General features: G+C 68.6%; 16 protein-coding genes and 1 pseudogene. 9 read left to right on the forward strand and 8 right to left on the reverse strand.

Going from position 1 to position 16743, the window contains the following annotated elements; translation table 11 throughout:
- Positions 1–85 precede the first annotated feature (85 nt).
- The 3 genes from ACFWN2_RS11330 (at position 86) to ACFWN2_RS11340 (ending at position 3094) form a co-directional block, all read left to right on the forward strand.
- Positions 86–1864, forward strand: coding sequence for a hypothetical protein (locus ACFWN2_RS11330; protein ID WP_382426718.1), 1779 nt, complete (start codon positions 86–88; stop codon positions 1862–1864).
- 121 nt (positions 1865–1985) lie between these two features.
- Positions 1986–2165 (forward strand): hypothetical protein, encoded by a 180-nt coding sequence (locus ACFWN2_RS11335; RefSeq protein ID WP_382427457.1) that lies wholly within the window; start codon positions 1986–1988, stop codon positions 2163–2165.
- Between the two features lie 77 nt (positions 2166–2242).
- A complete protein-coding gene (locus tag ACFWN2_RS11340) occupies positions 2243–3094 on the forward strand; it encodes a hypothetical protein (RefSeq protein WP_382426719.1) in 852 nt (283 codons plus the stop codon).
- A 46-nt stretch (positions 3095–3140) separates the two neighbouring features.
- Here the strand turns inward: ACFWN2_RS11340 and ACFWN2_RS11345 are convergent, their stop codons facing one another.
- Positions 3141–3497: a DUF6401 family natural product biosynthesis protein gene (locus ACFWN2_RS11345; RefSeq protein WP_382426721.1), complete on the reverse strand. Its 357-nt coding sequence runs from the start codon at positions 3495–3497 to the stop codon at positions 3141–3143.
- A 118-nt stretch (positions 3498–3615) separates the two neighbouring features.
- On the opposite strand from ACFWN2_RS11345, the gene ACFWN2_RS11350 reads away from it, so the two are divergent.
- The 4 genes and pseudogenes from ACFWN2_RS11350 to ACFWN2_RS11365 all read left to right on the forward strand — a co-directional run.
- The gene (locus ACFWN2_RS11350; protein ID WP_382426722.1) at positions 3616–3957 is read left to right on the forward strand and encodes a hypothetical protein; all 342 of its coding nucleotides are present in this window, start codon (positions 3616–3618) and stop codon (positions 3955–3957) included.
- A 57-nt stretch (positions 3958–4014) separates the two neighbouring features.
- Entirely contained in the window at positions 4015–4203 is a 189-nt protein-coding gene (locus ACFWN2_RS11355; protein WP_089921306.1) for a DUF3072 domain-containing protein, read from the forward strand.
- A gap of 43 nt (positions 4204–4246) precedes the next feature.
- On the forward strand, positions 4247–4705 hold the full coding sequence (locus ACFWN2_RS11360) for a general stress protein (protein WP_382426724.1): 459 nt from the start codon (positions 4247–4249) through the stop codon (positions 4703–4705).
- A 10-nt stretch (positions 4706–4715) separates the two neighbouring features.
- Positions 4716–4871 (forward strand): annotated as a pseudogene (locus ACFWN2_RS11365) (pyrimidine dimer DNA glycosylase/endonuclease V); the annotation flags it as partial.
- 14 nt (positions 4872–4885) lie between these two features.
- Here ACFWN2_RS11365 and ACFWN2_RS11370 read toward each other — a convergent pair.
- Positions 4886–5803 (reverse strand): anti-sigma factor RsbA family regulatory protein, encoded by a 918-nt coding sequence (locus ACFWN2_RS11370; RefSeq protein WP_382426725.1) that lies wholly within the window; start codon positions 5801–5803, stop codon positions 4886–4888.
- A 4-nt stretch (positions 5804–5807) separates the two neighbouring features.
- Between ACFWN2_RS11370 and ACFWN2_RS11375 the strand changes: the two genes are divergently transcribed.
- On the forward strand, positions 5808–6344 hold the full coding sequence (locus ACFWN2_RS11375) for an STAS domain-containing protein (protein ID WP_382426727.1): 537 nt from the start codon (positions 5808–5810) through the stop codon (positions 6342–6344).
- On the opposite strand, the gene ACFWN2_RS11380 is transcribed toward ACFWN2_RS11375, so the two are convergent.
- Both ACFWN2_RS11380 and ACFWN2_RS11385 read right to left on the reverse strand, forming a co-directional pair.
- A complete protein-coding gene (locus ACFWN2_RS11380; RefSeq protein ID WP_382426728.1) occupies positions 6341–6712 on the reverse strand; it encodes a VOC family protein in 372 nt (123 codons plus the stop codon). The two genes, ACFWN2_RS11375 and ACFWN2_RS11380, sit on opposite strands and share 4 nt — an antisense overlap.
- A 134-nt stretch (positions 6713–6846) precedes the next feature.
- Positions 6847–7719, reverse strand: a complete 873-nt coding sequence (locus ACFWN2_RS11385) for an NAD(P)H-binding protein (protein ID WP_382426730.1) — start codon at positions 7717–7719, stop codon at positions 6847–6849.
- A 62-nt stretch (positions 7720–7781) separates the two neighbouring features.
- Between ACFWN2_RS11385 and ACFWN2_RS11390 the strand changes: the two genes are divergently transcribed.
- A complete protein-coding gene (locus ACFWN2_RS11390; protein ID WP_382426731.1) occupies positions 7782–8513 on the forward strand; it encodes a helix-turn-helix transcriptional regulator in 732 nt (243 codons plus the stop codon).
- Between the two features lie 839 nt (positions 8514–9352).
- On the opposite strand, the gene ACFWN2_RS11395 is transcribed toward ACFWN2_RS11390, so the two are convergent.
- The 4 genes from ACFWN2_RS11395 to ACFWN2_RS11410 form a co-directional block, all read right to left on the reverse strand.
- Complete coding sequence (locus tag ACFWN2_RS11395; RefSeq protein WP_382426732.1) at positions 9353–10123, reverse strand: twin-arginine translocation pathway signal protein; 771 nt, start codon at positions 10121–10123, stop codon at positions 9353–9355.
- A 561-nt stretch (positions 10124–10684) separates the two neighbouring features.
- Entirely contained in the window at positions 10685–11188 is a 504-nt protein-coding gene (locus ACFWN2_RS11400; protein WP_382426734.1) for a hypothetical protein, read from the reverse strand.
- Positions 11189–11286: 98 nt separating this feature from the next.
- Positions 11287–14244, reverse strand: a complete 2958-nt coding sequence (locus ACFWN2_RS11405; RefSeq protein ID WP_382426735.1) for a TIM-barrel domain-containing protein — start codon at positions 14242–14244, stop codon at positions 11287–11289.
- A gap of 126 nt (positions 14245–14370) precedes the next feature.
- Positions 14371–16632 (reverse strand): hypothetical protein, encoded by a 2262-nt coding sequence (locus tag ACFWN2_RS11410; protein WP_382426737.1) that lies wholly within the window; start codon positions 16630–16632, stop codon positions 14371–14373.
- Positions 16633–16743: the final 111 nt, after the last annotated feature.

Consider the following 16743-nt stretch of genomic DNA (forward strand, 5'->3'; position numbering starts at 1 on the left):
GCCGTCAACCCTGTAATAATTCGAATTAGCATCTTGACGGGCCGCCGCACGGGGAGCGAGGGTGCTCCGCCAAGGAGGTAGGCCCGTGAACGCATTCAGCCGTCGCAGCCTGATCACCGGTGCGACCGCGGTCGGACTGCTCGCCGCTCTGCCCACCAGGGCGCTCGCCCTGCCCGCGCCCCCGCCGGTCGTCCCGAACCGCCGCGCCTTCGCACCCGGCGAGCAGCGGTTCGCGTCGTACCTGACGGCCGTCTCGCCGATGGTCACCGACATGGACTCGACCGGCTTCTTCGGCGGTGGCTGGTGGCGCAGCCCCAACGTCCCGTACAACGCCCGCGTCCAGGAGCACGTCTACACGCTGGCCTGGTTCGCGACCCAGTCCCGGACGTGGAACCCGTACCGCGGCAACGCCCAGGTGGTCGCGGCGCTCGATGCCGGACTCGGCCACTACCTGGGGCTTCAGCACGCCGACGGCTCGTGGCCCGAGTACTCGCGCGACCAGCACTCGCTCGCCGCGACGGGGTTCGCCATGGGCTACCTGAGCAAGACGAACGCGCTGCTCAGGCGTGCGGGAACACTGCCGTCGCGGCAGGCGCAGATCAGCGCCGCGCTGCACAGGGCCATGACGTGGTTCCTCGACGGCTCCAACGGCGTGGTCTGGCAGTCGCCGCTCACCTGGGCCAACCAGACGACGTCCGGGCTCGCCGGCGCCGCGCTCGCGTTGAAGCAGGACCCCGACGCGCAGCTCGGCCGGCAGTTGACCGAGGCGTTCGCGCGCCTGGCCAGGACCGGCCAGAGTCCCGCCGGGTTCTTCCACGAGGAGTCCGGCGCGGACACCAACTACAACTTCGAGGTGATGCTGCCGGAGCTCGCGGACGCGTGGCGGCAGTCCGGTGACCCGAACCTCGTCGCGATGACGCGGAAGTACACCGACTGGCTCGGCTACAACCTGCTGCGCGAACCGGACGGCTCCGGCTGGTTCGCGAACATCGCCACGAACTCGCGCACGTCCTCCAGGTTCTACGCCGACGTGCGTCCCGATCCCGAACGGACCGCGCTCAACGCCCAGTTCGTCTCCGAGGTGCCGGACCTAGCCGCGTTCGTGTCCAGTCGCGAGGACCTGGCCGCCGCACGTGCGGCGTGGGCGGCTTCCACGGCGCCGGTGCCCGCGTTGGTCAAGCCGGACACCTCACCGCGGATCCTCGCGCACGCGATCTACGGCGAGCGCTATCCCAGCCGTGCCGAACGGACGGCGGCGATCGCGCGGCTGCCGTACCGGCGCGCGCACTTCACCGAGCGGCGCAGTGATCAGGGCCAGGACTTCCTGTTCGTGCGCCGGCCGAAGTGGTACGTCGGCGGCTACTTCGGCACGCGGCGCGCGACCTCGTTGGCGCGCACCGGTTTGACGTTCCTGTGGCACCCCGTCGCGGGCACGCTGGTGCAGTCGGTGAACAACAACAACCACGCGTGCTGGGGCACCGTGTTCCCCGGCCAGGTCGTGGACTCCAACGGGCCGCAGCAGGCGGAGTTCCCCGGCGGCGAGCCTTACCGGTTCCGCTACCGCACGGCGTCCGGCTCGGTCGTGACCGAGGTGGCGGTCGGCGACCGGATCGTGCGCTCGGTGCGCGCCCAGTCAGCGGCGACCGAGCAGATTCCCTTGGTGGTAAGGGATTCCGACACCGTCGCGCTGGATTCCCGTGGCCTGACGCTCACTCGCGGGAGGACCGTGATCCGGTTCGACTGGGCGCGGGACCTGGAGCCGCAGCTGCGGACGGCGTCGTCGATCACCTACCCCGGCCGCACGATGCAGATCCTCACCGTGCCGCACGACGGGAGCTTCACGCTGACGGTCACGGCGCGTTAGTCCACTGAGGACAGACGGTTTCACTCTTATGTCGCAACGGCGGCACGCATGTTCTCGCAGCTCACGGGGTATTCGATGTTCCCAAACCCTTGGTCCCCGCGGTTCACGCGAAGGAGTGGTCGTGATGGCACACGTGCGTCGTCTGGTCGACGTCCACACCGGAGACGAGTTCGATCAGCCGGTTCCCTTCGGACTGGTGTACCCGATCTGCACGGCGGACGGCTCCGCGCCGCCCAGTCAGCGCGGCAGGACGTGGGAGCACCTGGCCGCCTGCGACCGCGAGCTGCGCCAGGTGTCGTGAAGTCCGTGTAAAGAGTCCTCGATCGGGTACTGCCTGATCGGGTGACCCGGCCGGGCGCCCTGAGAAGGGAGCTCGACATGGACTTCGGACAAGGGCTGACCGACGCCTGGCGGGCGGTCGCCACGTTCGTTCCCAAGCTCGCGGCGTTCCTGCTGATCCTCCTGATCGGCTGGTTCGTCGCGAAGGCGGTGGCCAAGCTGGTCGACAAGGTGCTCGAACGGGTCGGCTTCGACCGGCTCGTCGAGCGCGGCGGCCTTCGCCAGGCGCTCGCCCGCAGCAAGTACGACGCCTCCGACCTGCTCGCCAAGCTCGTCTACTACGCGCTGCTGCTGATCACGCTGCAGATCGCGTTCGGCGTGTGGGGCCCGAACCCCGTCTCCGAGCTGCTCACCGGCATCGTGGCGTGGCTGCCGAAGGCCGCGGTCGCGATCATCATCGTCGTCGTGGCCGGCGCGGTCGCCAGCGCAGTGAAGGACTTCATCGGCGGTGCGCTCGGCGGTCTGTCCTACGGCAGGGTGCTCGCCAACATCGCGTCGGTCTTCATCTGGGCGTTGGGCATCATCGCCGCGCTCAACCAGATCGGTGTCGCCACCACGGTGACCACGCCGGTGCTGATCGCGGTGCTCGCGACGGTCGGCGGCATCCTCGTCGTCGGTGTGGGCGGTGGCCTGATCAGGCCGATGCAGCAGCGGTGGGAGGGCTGGCTGGGGCGCGCGGAGCAGGAGCTGCCGCAGGCCCAGGCTCAGGCGCAGGCCTACCAGCGCGGTCGCGAGGACGCGGTTCGGTCCACCGAGCCCGTCGCCCAAGAGCCGATGACCGTTCAGGAACCGGTGACCGCGCCGGTGCCGGTGGCGAACCAGGCGCCGACCGGGCCGCAGGTGCCGGCGGACGACCCGGTGCTCGGCACGCGCAGGCCCGAAGAGCGCTGAACCCCTGATTCACGACGAGGCGCATCCCGCGGGGTGCGCCTCGTTCTCATGCGAGCTTCGGCAGCGCGTGCACGTCGTCGGTCAGCGGCTTCACGTCGTGCACGTGCGCCAGCTGACAGACGGCCATGAGCCGGACGCCGAGCCACGACGCCGGCGTCCAGTCGCTGTCCGCCACGTCCTCCAGCAGACCGCGCCCGTACGCCGCCAGGAGCACGACCGCACCCACGGTGCCAACGCCCTCGACGCCGAGCAGCAGGATGTCGCGCACCGCCGCGGCGTGCTGGTCCACCTCGGCCGCGAGCGCCGGTGTCACGGCGAGCGCCGCCCACCCGGTCATCCCGATCCGGCCGGACAGTTCGGAGATCCACTGTCGCGCGTTCTTGTCGCGCCAGGTCGCACGCATCCCGCCACGGTAGCGGTGCCGGGTGAAGCCCCGGTTTGACGCGGCTCGGGCCGGGTACTCGGGCCCGAATGCGTCAAGCAGTCGGCGCTGAACTCCCACTCGGCTGTGAAGGCGGCGGATGACCGTGACCACCGAACTCGACGACACCTCGTTGCAGCACCTGCGCACGACCGCGATGCAGAAGCTCGACAACGCCGTCTGCACCGCGCTGGCGAACGTCGAGGGGGATGGCGCGCGAAGAGGCCTCAAGGAGGCGCTGGCGGCGTGCACGGACACGGGCGCCGTCGTGTCGCCGCAGGTCCTGGGATGCGTCACGGCCGCCGACGAGCACCTGCGCTACCGCGAGCGGATGGAGGCGCGGATGCTGCTGACCGTCGCCCACCGCCTGCTGTCCCGCGCGCGGCCGCCGATGGTCGTGCCCGGACCGTCCACTCCGGGAGACGTCGTTCTGGGTCGATGATTGATCCGCCGTCACCCCGGGTATCTCGAACGGGCGTTCGAGTGAAAGGGGACGGATGTGAACCGCACGCCGGAGAAGGACCCGCAGGACTGGACGACCGGTGACGAGCCGATGACCGGTCCGCAGGAGTCGTACCTGAGCACCCTCGCCCAGGAAGCGGGCGAGGAGGTGCCGGCCGAGCTGACGAAGGTCGAAGCGTCCCAGCTGATCGACCGGCTGCAGGAGAAGACGGGACGCGGCACCTGATCGTTTTCTGTTTGCGCTGCGTGATCGCGGGTAGCCGGACGAAGTGGACATCAAGCACGAAGAAGTAGCCCAGACCGAGTCGTCGCTGCTGGCCAGCTTCCCGGACTACCTCGGAGCCCAGAAGCTCGTCGACAGGATGTCGGACGACGGCTTCCCGGTGGAGAGCGTGCGGATCATCGGCGACGGTGTCCGGACGGTCGAACAGGTGACGGGCCGCATGACGCGGGGCCGCGCCGCGGTGGCGGGCGCGGCCAGCGGTGCCTGGTTCGGTGTGTTCATCGGCCTGCTGTTCGGGCTGTTCACGGCGGGCCAGACCTGGGCGTGGTTCGTGTTCATCAGCCTCGCGGTCGGTGCGTTCTGGGGCGCGGTCTTCGGGTTCGTGGCGCACTGGAGTACGCGCGGCCGTCGTGACTTCGCGAGCGTCATGACCCTTCAGGCACGCCGCTACGAGGTGCACGTCGACAAGGCGCGAGCGGCCGAGGCCGCGAAGTACGTGCTCTGAGTCATGCAGAGTGCTGGACCGGAGACGACTCGGCAAGCAACGGGTCGAGACCATCCAGGTCCAGCGCGGGCTGGTGGTGCCCGGCTACGGCTGGCGCCATCACCCCGCCGTGAAGATGTGGGCGGGGTACGAGGAAGCGCTCGTGCGGTACGGCCTTGACATCTGCGCGGGCGACCTGCCCTACGTCTGGCCTCCGACGCTCACCCGCACGGTGAACCCGTCGACCTCGCGACCCATGGACACGTAGTCGCACGTGCGGTGCAGGATCCACAGCCCGAGCCCGGCGGACAGCGTCTCCGTGGTCGGCACCAGACCGGCCAGCGGATCGGACGGTCCGTGCCCGCGGTCGCTCACCGCCACCAGCACCCGCGCGCCGTCGGCCCACAGCCGGAACCTGACAGGCGCGACACCGTGCGTCAGTCCGTTCGTGACGACCTCGCTGGCCGCGTAGACGACGTCGTGCGCGTCGTCCTCGGACAGGCTCATCCCGCCGATCGCCGCGCCGACCGCCTCGCGCACCGCTCCGGCCGTCGGGTCGACGAGCTCGATGACCGGAACGCCTCGTTCGAGCACGTCCGGGACCTGCGGTGAGGCAGCCAGGCCCTCGCGGTAGCCGGGGTTGACCTCGTGCGTGCCGGGGGCCGTCGCGACGTTCGGGTGCGTGCGCACCACGTCGGCCAGCACCTCGGCGGGAGTCGTCCTGGTGTCGTACGGGCACAGTCCCCAGACCGGGAACTCGGCGTACGCCTGGTTCACCGCGGCCTCGTACCGCGCCCACCAGTCCCAGCACGCGCCCACACCGGGATGGGGAACGTCGCCGAGCACGCGCATCTGCCGTGCGCCGTCCTCGGTGTGCTCGCGGAAGAGCGCCCGGAAGTTCGCGATGGAGTCGGACGGCCGTGAGTACTGCTCCTCACCCGACCTGTACAGCACGGCAGTCTCGCCCAGAGCGCCGCGCAGCAGACCGTTGTTCCACTCCGAGCACGCCACGACCAACGACTCACCGGCCCGCAGTCCGTCCTCCAGGAACGGGACGGCATGGGCGAGGAAGTCGTCGTCGGAGCCGTAGAAGGCGGTCTCGTGGAAGAAACCGGTCACGACAATGCATGCTACGCGCGCTTTCCGCGAGCCATCCGAGGGAACCTGCACTTCGTCGGCGCCACCGTCGCACCGCGCCCACACGGGCACTGCGCTACCGTCGTCCCGGGTTGAGCAGCCAGCCCTTCTGACGGCCGATCGCGCCGTCAGCACTGGAGGATGCCTAGTGCTCACTGACGGTCAAGTCCCCTTCCGCACCACCCGCGAAAGCGTGGGCGCCGCCGTTCTCGTGCACATCGCCGGCGAGATCGACCATTCCACAGCCCCTGACCTTGCCGAATGCCTCGACGACGCGGTCAGGTCGGTCACCCCGCCCGCCCCCGTCGTGGCCGATCTGACCGCCGTGAGGTTCCTCGGTGCCCAGGGCATCGGGCTGCTGCTCGACCACCAGGACCACTGCCTGGACCGGGGCAGCGAACTCGTGGTCGTCGCGAACACGGCGGCGGTGCTCCGACCGTTGCGCGCGCTGGAACTCATCAGCGTGCTGGGCGTGCGGTCGTCCGTGACGGAAGCGGTGTCGCTTCCCGAGGTGAACGCTTAGGCGCGTTCGGACGCGCTGCGCAGCACGCAGAACTCGTTGCCCTCGGGATCGGCCAGGATTGCCCAGCCGGTCCCGTCTGGGTTGCGGTGGTCGCCCACGAAGGACGCACCGAGTGTCAGCAACCGCTCGACCTCCTCGTCGCGCGTGGTGTCCGGGCGAAGGCAGAGGTGCAGGCGGTTCTTGACGGTCTTGGGTTCGGGTACCTGGTTGAAGAACAGGACCGGACCCTCGGCCATCAGGACCTCGGTCTCGTGGTCGCCCGGCTTGTCGTCCGGGTGCATCGGGCGACCGGTCACCCTGCTCCAGAACAGGGCCAGTTCGTAGGCGTTCGCGCAGTCGATCGCCACGTTCTGCAGCACGGAAGTCATGCGCGACAGCCTAAATCGTCCGAACGGGCGCCAGGTGCACATCGCTGGTGACGTGCAGCGGGCCGCGCGGTGCTGCAGTGGGATCCGAGGTCGCTGCCGCGGCGGCGACCTCGGACACGGATGTTCCGCGGTGTTCAGGAAACCAGTGGCCGCAAGGTCTCGTGGGCCCATGCGGCCAAGGTGGTCGCCGTCGTCGACTGGACGGAGCGTTCCTGCTCCGGCACGAAGTCCTCGCGCAGCCCGGTGGACATCCCCAGCACCGATTCCACCGACTTCTCCGTCATACCGGTGTCGAGGAGCAGTTGACGCATCGAGTCGTCACTGATCCGCCGCACCCGCACCTCGCGACCGACCGCCTCCGACACGATCGCGGCCGCTTGTGCCCAACTGAGGTCCGTCGGACCGTGCACGGCCTGCACGTGGCGGCCCGACCACTCGGCGTTCAGCAGTCGTGTCGCAGCGACCTCCGCGATGTCGCGCGGCGCGACCCAGCTCATCGGCAGGTCCGTCGGCAGGATCACCGGGATTTCCCCGGCACGGATCGCTTCGAGTTGCAGCAGCAGGTTGGAGTAGAAGAACCCGCAGCGCAGGTGCGTGACCGAGGCACCGAGCGCGTCCAACGCTTCCTCGGTCCCTGCCAGGCCGTCGATCTCGCCTGCGCCGTGCCGCTTCTCCGCGCCCACGCTGCTCTGGAACACCGTGCGTGCGATGTCGTTCTCGCGGACCGCACGGGCCACCGCGGCCGTTGCCAGGTCGTAGTCGTGCAGCGGATCGCCGCTCCCCGTCGTCGGGTCCACCCAGAACAACGCGTCGACGTCCTTCGTGGCGGCCGCAACGGCATCGGCGTCGCGCTGATCGACGGTGGCGACGTCGATCGCGGACCGCAGCGAGGCGTCGAGGCGTTCGGGGTCGCGAGCCAGGACGAGCGGACGGACGCCGGCGCGGACCAGCATCGGTACGACGTGGCGGCCGACGTTGCCGGTTGGAGTCGTGACAGCAATGCGCATACCGGTGACGCTAGTGAAAGATGCGGTCATCAAGTGTCCGCATCTTCTGGCACCCTGGATTCGTGGTCAGGAACCCGGCTTCGCGAGCGCTGCGGCTGCTGTCGCTGTTGCAGTCCGGCGCGGACCACACCGGCGCATCGCTCGCCGGGAGGCTCGGCGTCAGCGCCCGGACCGTGCGCCGGGATGCCGAACGACTGCGAGCCCTCGGCTATCGGATCGAGACGCGTCCAGGCCCCGGCGGCACGTACCGGCTGGCCGCCGGCTCGTCGATCCCGCCGCTGCTCTTCGACGAGGAGGAGATCACCGCGGTGATCACCGGGCTGCGCCTCGTGCAGGCCCACCTCGGCGACGTCGACGTGGCGAGCCAGGCACTGGGCAAACTCGCCCGAGTGCTGCCGGCCCGGCTGGCCCGCCGCGTGCGGGCAACCGACCAGGCCACCGAGGTGTTCGCCGACGGCGTGGCACCGGTCGCCGCCGCCACGCTGGGCGCGGTGGCGGAAGCCATCGGCGAACGCGGCCGGATCCGGTTCGCCTACCGCGACCAGTCCGGCCGCGCGTCCGATCGCCTGGTCGACCCGTATCGGCTGGTGCTGCGCGACGCACACACGTACCTCATCGGGTTCGACCAGGGGCGAGAGGACTGGCGCCTGTTCCGGCTCGACCGGATCACCGCCATCGAACGCGTGCCCGGCTCGTACCCGCCGCGTGAGTTCCCCGAGACGTCGATCGCTGAGTGGTTCGCCACGGACTTCGGCCGCGCCCGACCGGCGGAGGGTGTTCGACCGCCGCGGTGAACCGCTGCGTTCCGCGTCGCCACGATCATCACGCATTCGGGTCGTCGATCTGCGGCCACGCCGCGTGGCCGGCCGGTGTGCTGGAATGCGGACAGGTCACGCACGACCAGGCGTCGGTCCGGATCGACGTGGAGACCCGCGAGAACCTGCTGGCCGAGTGGGCGAGCGTTCCGAGGGCCTCCTATGAACCTCGTGACCAACCATCATGCGCGACTACCACCGCCCTCTCTCGTCCGCTCGTGCCGACGACAGAGCGTTGCTGGGATGGAGGGGCAGCCGGTCAGGTGTTCGTGTTGAAAGGAGGATCATCGAGCGGAGAAAGGTCGATTACGACTTTTCCCTCAGACCGTGAGTAGACAGCGGACTTGAGCTCGCTCCACTGTCCGCGGGTCAGTTGCTGCGAGTCCAGCAAGTGCCGCTTGCTCGAGTCCTTGCCATTGCTCGTCGTCGTCGCGTACAGAGCGCCGGTCGTCGCGCCTCGGCGGAGATGAAGGCCGCTCATTTGGAGAACGCTTCATTGTGGCCTCAGGGGTGGCGGGTGTCCGCTGACGAATGCCACGAGCCTTCCCACCCAGTCGACGTCGACCGAGTACCGGCGCACTCAACAACGCCAGCACGACTCCGACGGCGATCACCACCAGCCACATGGAGCTCATGCAGCACAGCATCGCCCCAATGTACGGATCAGGTCCTTTAGGAACCGCGCCAACCTGCAAGTGTCTCGTTTCCGCAGGTCAGCGCAGTCTCGTGGCCACAGTTCACGCAGAACGAGTCTTCGAATTGACTTCAGCTGCACTCGACGCCGCAGCGGCGCCGAGTGCACTGAGCGAACGTCCCGATCAGTCGGGGCGGCCGACCTGGACGTTGGACAGGTCGAGACCGATCGCGAAGTCCGCGCTGTAGCCGGCCCCGGTGCTGGTCGGGTTCAGCAGCATCTGAGCACCACCTCGCAGGTAGATGGAGTCCCTGTCGTTGGTGGTGTCCGCGGGGCCTTTGCGCGCGTACGGCTGGGTCCGGAGATAGGCCGCGCCGAATGTGGTTGTGAAGTACAGCTGAGACGTGAACTCGTACGGACGGCCGTTGGTGCCGGTCGTGCGGATCTTGATGTGGATGTGGATGGTCCTGCCGGTGTACCAGCCGGGCAGGATGGTGATGAACTGAGCCTTTCCATCCGAATTGGTGTTCTGGTAGCCGCGCAGGAAACGGCGACCGGAACTTCCCTGTGACGGGATGTCCGAGTAGAGCCCGAGCGCGTCGCACTGCCAGATGTCCACTACGGCGTTGGGCAGGGGAGTGCACTGTCCTGGGCGGACCGACTGGACGGTGAAGTTGAGCGTCAGCGCCGTTCCGGGCGACGGCCGACCGGTGGACGGGTCGGTTCGAATGTCGGACCGGTTGAGCATCCTGTCGACGAAGTAAGGACCTTCCATCTGCTCCGGCTTGACCACGCAGTTCAGCGCCGGTGCGCAGACCTCGGGGCCGCCGGCGGTTCGGGTGGCGCCTGCCACGGGAGATTCCGCGACCGTGAGCGTCGCGCCTGCGGCGCCGAGCAGGATCAGCGCCTGCCGTCGGCCGAGTACGCGGCCTACCGGCTCATCGTCGTCGTGCATGGGGTGTTCCTTTCGGGCATTCCGTTCGCTGTGCGTGGTGGGAACGAAATGCATGTGGTGAGTGGCTGCAGGGAACCTCGCACAATGGAACTGTCCAAGACCGCCAGAATCGCTGTCGAGAAGATTCACCCGTCTGCTGCCATCACGAATTACCGTTCGTGAAACTGATAGACCGATCACCGGAACCCGTAGTTCATTGCGCATGAGGCAATCCACGTGGTCCGGGCCGTTGCCATTATTTGTCTTCATGACGCTGTTGCTCCTGACGGCGGCATGGCGACCGTCGCGGGCAACCGGAGATTGCGCACGCAGATCGGCGTCTTCGGCCAATACGCGGCGTGTCGGCGAGTATCTGACCGGGTCCGTGAACCTGGACGTGGTTGGACGTCACGACCACCTCGGTGCCCTGCCGCACGACCAGTGGACTTCTCGCCAGGACGGTCTTCAGCGTGCGCAGCGTCTCGTGTGGGAAGCACTGGAACGGCAGCCGGCGGTGGAGTTCCACTTCACGCGGTGCTCGTTGACGCGAGGTCGTTCAGCTGAGGCCATTACCCCCGTCGCTCACAACCTCGCTCGTTCGATCAGGTCCAGTAGGATCTTGCGGGTCGAGCCCATGCCGTAGCGGTCCGCGTCGCTGGACATCGCGGCCACCTCGACAAGGGTGGGGACGATGTCGATGCCTGCGGCACGTGCCCGGTCAGCCAGGTCCCACAACCCCAGGAGCACGTCACGGGTATCGGTCCCCTGATCTGTGGCCGAGACCTTGACCAGCCGTGACCTGTAGCTCTGCAGCGCGGTCTCGTCGAAGGGCAGCGTCGCCGCCCATCGGAACGACGTGTAGCGGTCGAAGATCGCGCGCACGGCGACACGGGTTGGTTCGTCGCCCCGCTCGTAGTGGCCGAGCAGATCCGCCAGGGCCGCTTCGGCCTCGCCGCCGACCCCGGCCTCCTGGGCCGGCGGGATCCGGTTGGCGAGTTCGGCCGCCCAGTTCGGATTGTTCACGTCGACCGGGCGTTTCGCGATCGGGCGCAGGATCTCGTCGAGTTCCGCGATGCGTCGTTCCACGTCTGGTAGTGACACCCCGCCATTATCGCGCTGGCCGGTGAAGTGACATCACTTTTGGCGCGCTGGTAGGAGCTTGAGCAGCCGCGGGGAAGCCTTGGTCAGTCCACGATCAGGCAGTCCACGTTGCCGCCGCTCGAACCGATCGCCGTCGCCCGCACCCGCACCTGCCCGGCCGGCAGCGCCGCGCTCACGCCGACGGTCCGCCACGTCCGCCAGTCGCCGGTGGGCGGGAAGGACAGGCCGGCCGCGACGACCACGCCGTTGACGGAGATCCGCAACGGCCGGTCGGTCGTGCCGCCGTTGGCGTAGCGGAAGCTCAGCGTCCGGATGCCCGCGGCCGGTGCGGAGACGGTCCACTCGGCGAAGTCGTCGGAGGCGTTGACGTAGTCGACGTAACCGGTGCCGGTGTAGCCGGGGTGCTGGGTGGCGAGAACCGCGCCGCCGCGGAGGGTGTCCTCGTGCACCACCCGCGCAGAAGCGGCTGGGAAAGCGCCGCCACTCGGCTCGACCGTCGCCGCGACACCGTTGGCCGCCACGGAGATCAGCGGCGTCACCACGGTCAGGACCTTCTTCGCCGAGTCCCATGCCTGACCGGAGCCGTTGAGGACGGCCGCCGTCTCGCCGGTGAACGCGGGCAGCGTCGCACCACCGTTCACGCGCATGCCCACCGGTGCAGAGAGGCCATGGACTCGCACGACGTAACGCCGTGCCGTGGGGGCCCCGCTGTAAGTACCCGCGGGATGGTTGACCGTCACCCGCAAAGCCGCGTCCGCGAAACCGATCTGGGTGGTGGCCGCGGCATTCGAACGGAAGTCCTCCGTCGTGCCGTCGTCCTCGTACAGCGCGAACGAGCCGTTCTTGCCCGTGTAGACGTCGAGCTCGAGCTGCGACTTGTCCAGGAACGCCGTGCTCTGGGCGTACTTGTACCTCGGCAGCACGCTGCCGGCCTTCACGAACATCAGGATCTCGCCGGTGCGGGTGACGCAGTTCTTCTCGGCGGTGTCCGAGCCCGCGCTCTTCGCGTCGGTCCAGAAGTCGTACCAGGTCTCGCCGGCGGGCAGCCAGACCTTCTGCACCTCGCCGTCCACGTCGGTGGTCACCGGCATGACGATGATCGACGGTCCCCACATGTACTGCAGGTCGTGCGAGTACGCCATCGTGTTGTTCTGGTGGTCCACCACCATCGCGCGCGCCATCGGCACGCCGGTCGCGTGGGCGGTGTGCGCGATCGTGTAGACGTACGGCATGAGCGAGTAACGCAAACGGCTGTACTTCAGGAAGTCGGCCTGCTCCACCGAACCCTGGTCGATCGGCCAGCGCGACCCGGCCGGGCCCAGCGCCGCCGTGTCACCGTTGGAGTGCGGACGCCACACGGGCGAGAGACTTGCCCAGGCGGCCACCCAGTTCCGGTAGAGGCCGCTGGAGATCACCCCGCCGAAGAAGCCGCCCGCGTCGATGTTGGCGTACGGGAACCCGCCCAGTCCCGCGTTCAGCATGCCGCGGATCTGCTCCTTCATCTCGCCGTAGGTCGACTCGATGTCGCCGGTCCACAGGTGTCCGTACCGCTGCTGGCCCGCCGTCGCGCCGCGGGTGAACGTCCACGGCCGCTTCGCCCGGCCGACCTGGGAGTCCCAGCCCTGCGCGACTCCCTTCTGGCAGTACAGGAAGTAGGCGTTGCGCAGCTCCGACCAGCGTTGCCCGTTGGCGGTCAGCGCGTTGTACGGGATCGGGCCCAGCTCGTCCGGTTCGTCGATCCAGAGCGCGTCGCCGGGGTAGCCCAGCGCGGGGTCGAAGGCCTTGGACCAGAACACCTTCCACACCCACGCCCGCGCCGCCGGGTTGCTCCAGTCCGGCACGGCGTCGGGCTGGTCGACGCCCGTCACGTCGGCGGGCTGGAAGCTGTAGCCGGGCGGCGGACCCGCGACCCAGCCCGCCATCTCGTTGGAGTTGTTGCGGTTGTAGTCGAGCGTGGTGAGCACGCCGTGCTCGTCGGCCCAGCGCTTGAAGCCGGCGGGATCAGGCCAGCGCACCGTGCTGAACTCGAACCACGACCCCGCCCACTCACCGGACCCTGCGCGCCAGCGGTTGTCGTTGACCTGCACGTCGAGCGGGAACCCGGCACCGCGCAGCGCGGTGATCCTGGACGTCCACCAGTTCTGGTCGCTCACGCTCGGGTAGTTCTTGTCGGACAGCTGGAGACCGAAGACGCCGAGCCGCGGGAACCTCGGGCGCCCGGTCAGCCGCGTGTAGCGGTCGAGCAGCTGGGCGAACTCCGGTCCCCTGATGACGAAGTAGTCGAGCTGAGGCTGGACACCGGACGAACCGCGGCTGTCGGCCGAGAACCCGTACGAGCCGGTGAAGTCGAACGTGGTGTCGAAGGTCGTGTTGACGAAGATCGCGTAGCCGCGCGAGGAGAGGTACATCGGCACGATCGCCGGTGCCTGGTCGACGTGGCGGGACTGCAGCGGGTAGTTGTGCGCGACGACGTCCCCGGTCCGGTCGACCTTGGGCGCCCGGCCGTAGAGACCGTGCCCCGCCTTGACGAACCGCTCCCCGGTGGCCGGTGCGCCGAACGCCTGCCGGACCACGCCGCCGCTCCAGGTCAGGCTCCTGGCCGCGGTCTCGGCGGCGAGCAGGTCGTCGGTCCTGGTGCGGAACTCCACCCGCAGAGGTGCTTTGAACAGCACCACTTTCACGCCGTCAGCGGGTGGGGTCGTGATGGTGAGCCGGTCGCCGCTGTCCACGACCTGGAGGCTGCCGCCCATGGACGCGTGGCTGGACGGCTCGACCATCTCGTAACGGTCGTCGGCGAAGAAGTGCTCGCCGCTGCGGACGGCGCGGTACCGGACGACGTGGTCGCCGTACGCGGTGATCTTGACCTGCTGCCCGGTCGTGCTCGTGACCGTGACGCTGCGGCCGTCGGTGGTGTGACCGCTGTAGTTCGCCAGCGTCTCGTCCGCCAAGGCCTGGGCCGGCGTGTTCGCCGAGACCGCACCGGCCCCGGCGAACACTCCTGCCACCTTGAAGAAGTCCCGGCGAGTTGGCTTCTGTGGCATGGCGTTGTCCCTCCGCGCAGGGTCCCGACGCCACAGGTTCTCGGACATCAACAGGCACTGTCAACAAGAAGCAACAGAACAAGACAACTTGCTACATCCGGCCGGAGCAGTGCACGTGCCACACCACTAGACGAGGCACTTCCAGCTGTACGGATCGGCGATGGCGGAAGACCGGGAGAAGACGCCCTGCTCGTGCGGGTTCTGGCGTTGGCAGGCGTCGTCCACGTTCACGTCCACCCGAGCACCGGTGCCCGTGACGCAGCGCCAGTCGTAGGCGGTCGTCCCCGCGAGGACGGCACCGTTCACGGCGCCGATCGACGTGCAGTAGCCCTGCAGGTCGAGGCCGCCCTTCTCGGTGAACACCGGCGGCCGGGAGAGGGTCACGGTGACCGAACTGGTGCCCGGCGGCAGCGTCACGACGCCCTTGGCGTTGTCGACGGTGCCCGCGCTGGCACTGGCGATGTTGCCGACGAACGCGGGCAGCTCGAACCGCACACCGCCCGCAGGTGCGGCACCGGTCAGGGTGAGGCTCACGGTCGCACCGGAGGCGGTGATCGACGCGCCCATGCGCCTGTTGCCGGCGATGGGGTAGTTGGTCACGCTCGTGGTGGCACCGTCGCGCAGCCACTGGTTCGGCAGCCCGCGGCCGGCGATCACCGCGCCGTCGAGCTTCTCGGCGAGCAACGAGTCCAGCAGCACCTTGGAGGAGTTGGCCTGTCCCCACATGTGCGGGCTGGAACCGCTGCCCGCCGTGCTGTGCGTGCCGGGGGACCAGTTGCTGGTCCCCACGGTCTGGATTCCTTCCCACCACGAGAAAGGAGCGCTCTGGGCGTTCTGGATCAGGTACTGGTAGCCGTAGATCCCCTCGGAGCGGTACCGGGCAGACGCCAGGCCCGCCGATCCGTAGCCCGCGTTGTAGGCGCTGCTCACGCCGGGGTAGCCGCCGAAGGTGTGCTTGGGCAGACCGGACAGGCGGCCGAAGCCGTTGTCGTAGGTGGCGTCGATCAGATCGATCATCGGCCCGGCCGGGGTGGCGCCCCAGAGCTGGCCGTCCCACGACCAGCGGCCGAAGAGGAACATCGAGGCCCAGTTGCCGTTGTTGGTCTGTCCGCAGACGTTCGCGCTGCTGTTGGGGACGTCCATGGCGCACGGCAGGTAGGTCAGGCGGTTGGTGGAGATGGTGTTGTTCAGCTTGGTGTTGACCGCGTTGAGGAGCGTGCTGTAGACCCGCTCGGCCCACGACGCCTCGGTCGTCTCGCCAAGAGTGGTGGCTATGTACCTGTAGGTCAGGAGGCCGAGCAACGCCGACTGGTTGTCGACGGTCCAGTAGCCGGTGTGGTCCACCGCGATGGTGGCCTTCATGATGCCGCCGGGACCGGTCGCGTCGGACTCGATCCGGTGCGCGGTCTGCCTGATCGTCGCGAAGTTGTCCCGGACGAACGCGGCGTCGCCGGTCTTGCGGAGGTAGACCGCCCAGGGCCAGTTGTACTTCCAGGTTCCGTCCGGGTACATCCTGGTGATGTCGTTCGGGTTGTCCTGGGAGATCAGGGTCGGCAGGTAGTCCCTGGCGCGGTTCAGGTCGCCGGCCTCCAGCAGCTGCACCAGCATGCCCACGAGATCGTGGTTGAAGATGGCGTCGTAGCCGTTCTCGCCGACGTTGAGGCGGTTGCCGTCCTTGACGAGGTTCGTGGTGATGTACCCGGCGCGGTAGGCGTTCGCCAGCTGCGGGTCGGGCACCTGGATCTGCGCGATCTGGGCGAGCTTGCCGTCCCAGTAGGCCGTCATGTGGGCGTGGTGGGCGTCGTAGCCACCGGCCGCCACCAGTTCGGCGGCGGTGGGCCAGGCGTAGCTCTGGCCGAACCGGTCGGCCGCGATCACGTAGTCGAAGTCGGTCGTCTGGCCGGGCTGGACGGTGGTCGGCGGGCGGGTGAGCGCGAGGGTTCCGCCGGTCGGTGCGGGGTCCAGCACGCGGGCGACCGTGTCGTGGTTGACGACGCGGACCCGTGAGTAGATCGCGACGAAGTCCCGGCCGCCGATCGTCACCTTGTCGCCGAAGTTCGTGATGCTGACGGTGGCGCCGTCCCGCTCGAACTGCGTCGTCAGGGCAGGGTAGTAGCCGCCGGCGTTGAACCACTGGGCACGTCCGGGGTTGTTGTAGATCCCGAACCTGACCGTCGTGTTCGGTCCTGAGTGGACGTCGAAGCTCCCGTCCTTGTGGGTGAGCACTCCGTAGTAGTCGCCCTCCCAGCCGATCGAAGCGCTGTCGTGCTGGGTCACCGCCGCCTGCGCTCGGTCGGGGGGCAACACGGGGGAGGTGCCCGCCACGACCAGGGCTGCGGTGACGACCGCGGCTGACCACCCGCGCTTCTTGCGGCTGTACGTCTTCATTGACGGGCCTTCCCCTCCGAGCGCGTGTCAGCGTGGGTCCCACCGCCGAATTGGATCGTTAAAATTGGCGTGGACCAAACCCAACCACAGGGTCTTTCTGGCTGTCAACGA

The sequence above is a fragment of the Lentzea sp. NPDC058436 genome, from assembly GCF_042721515.1.
Taxonomy (GTDB): Bacteria; Actinomycetota; Actinomycetes; order Mycobacteriales; family Pseudonocardiaceae; genus Lentzea.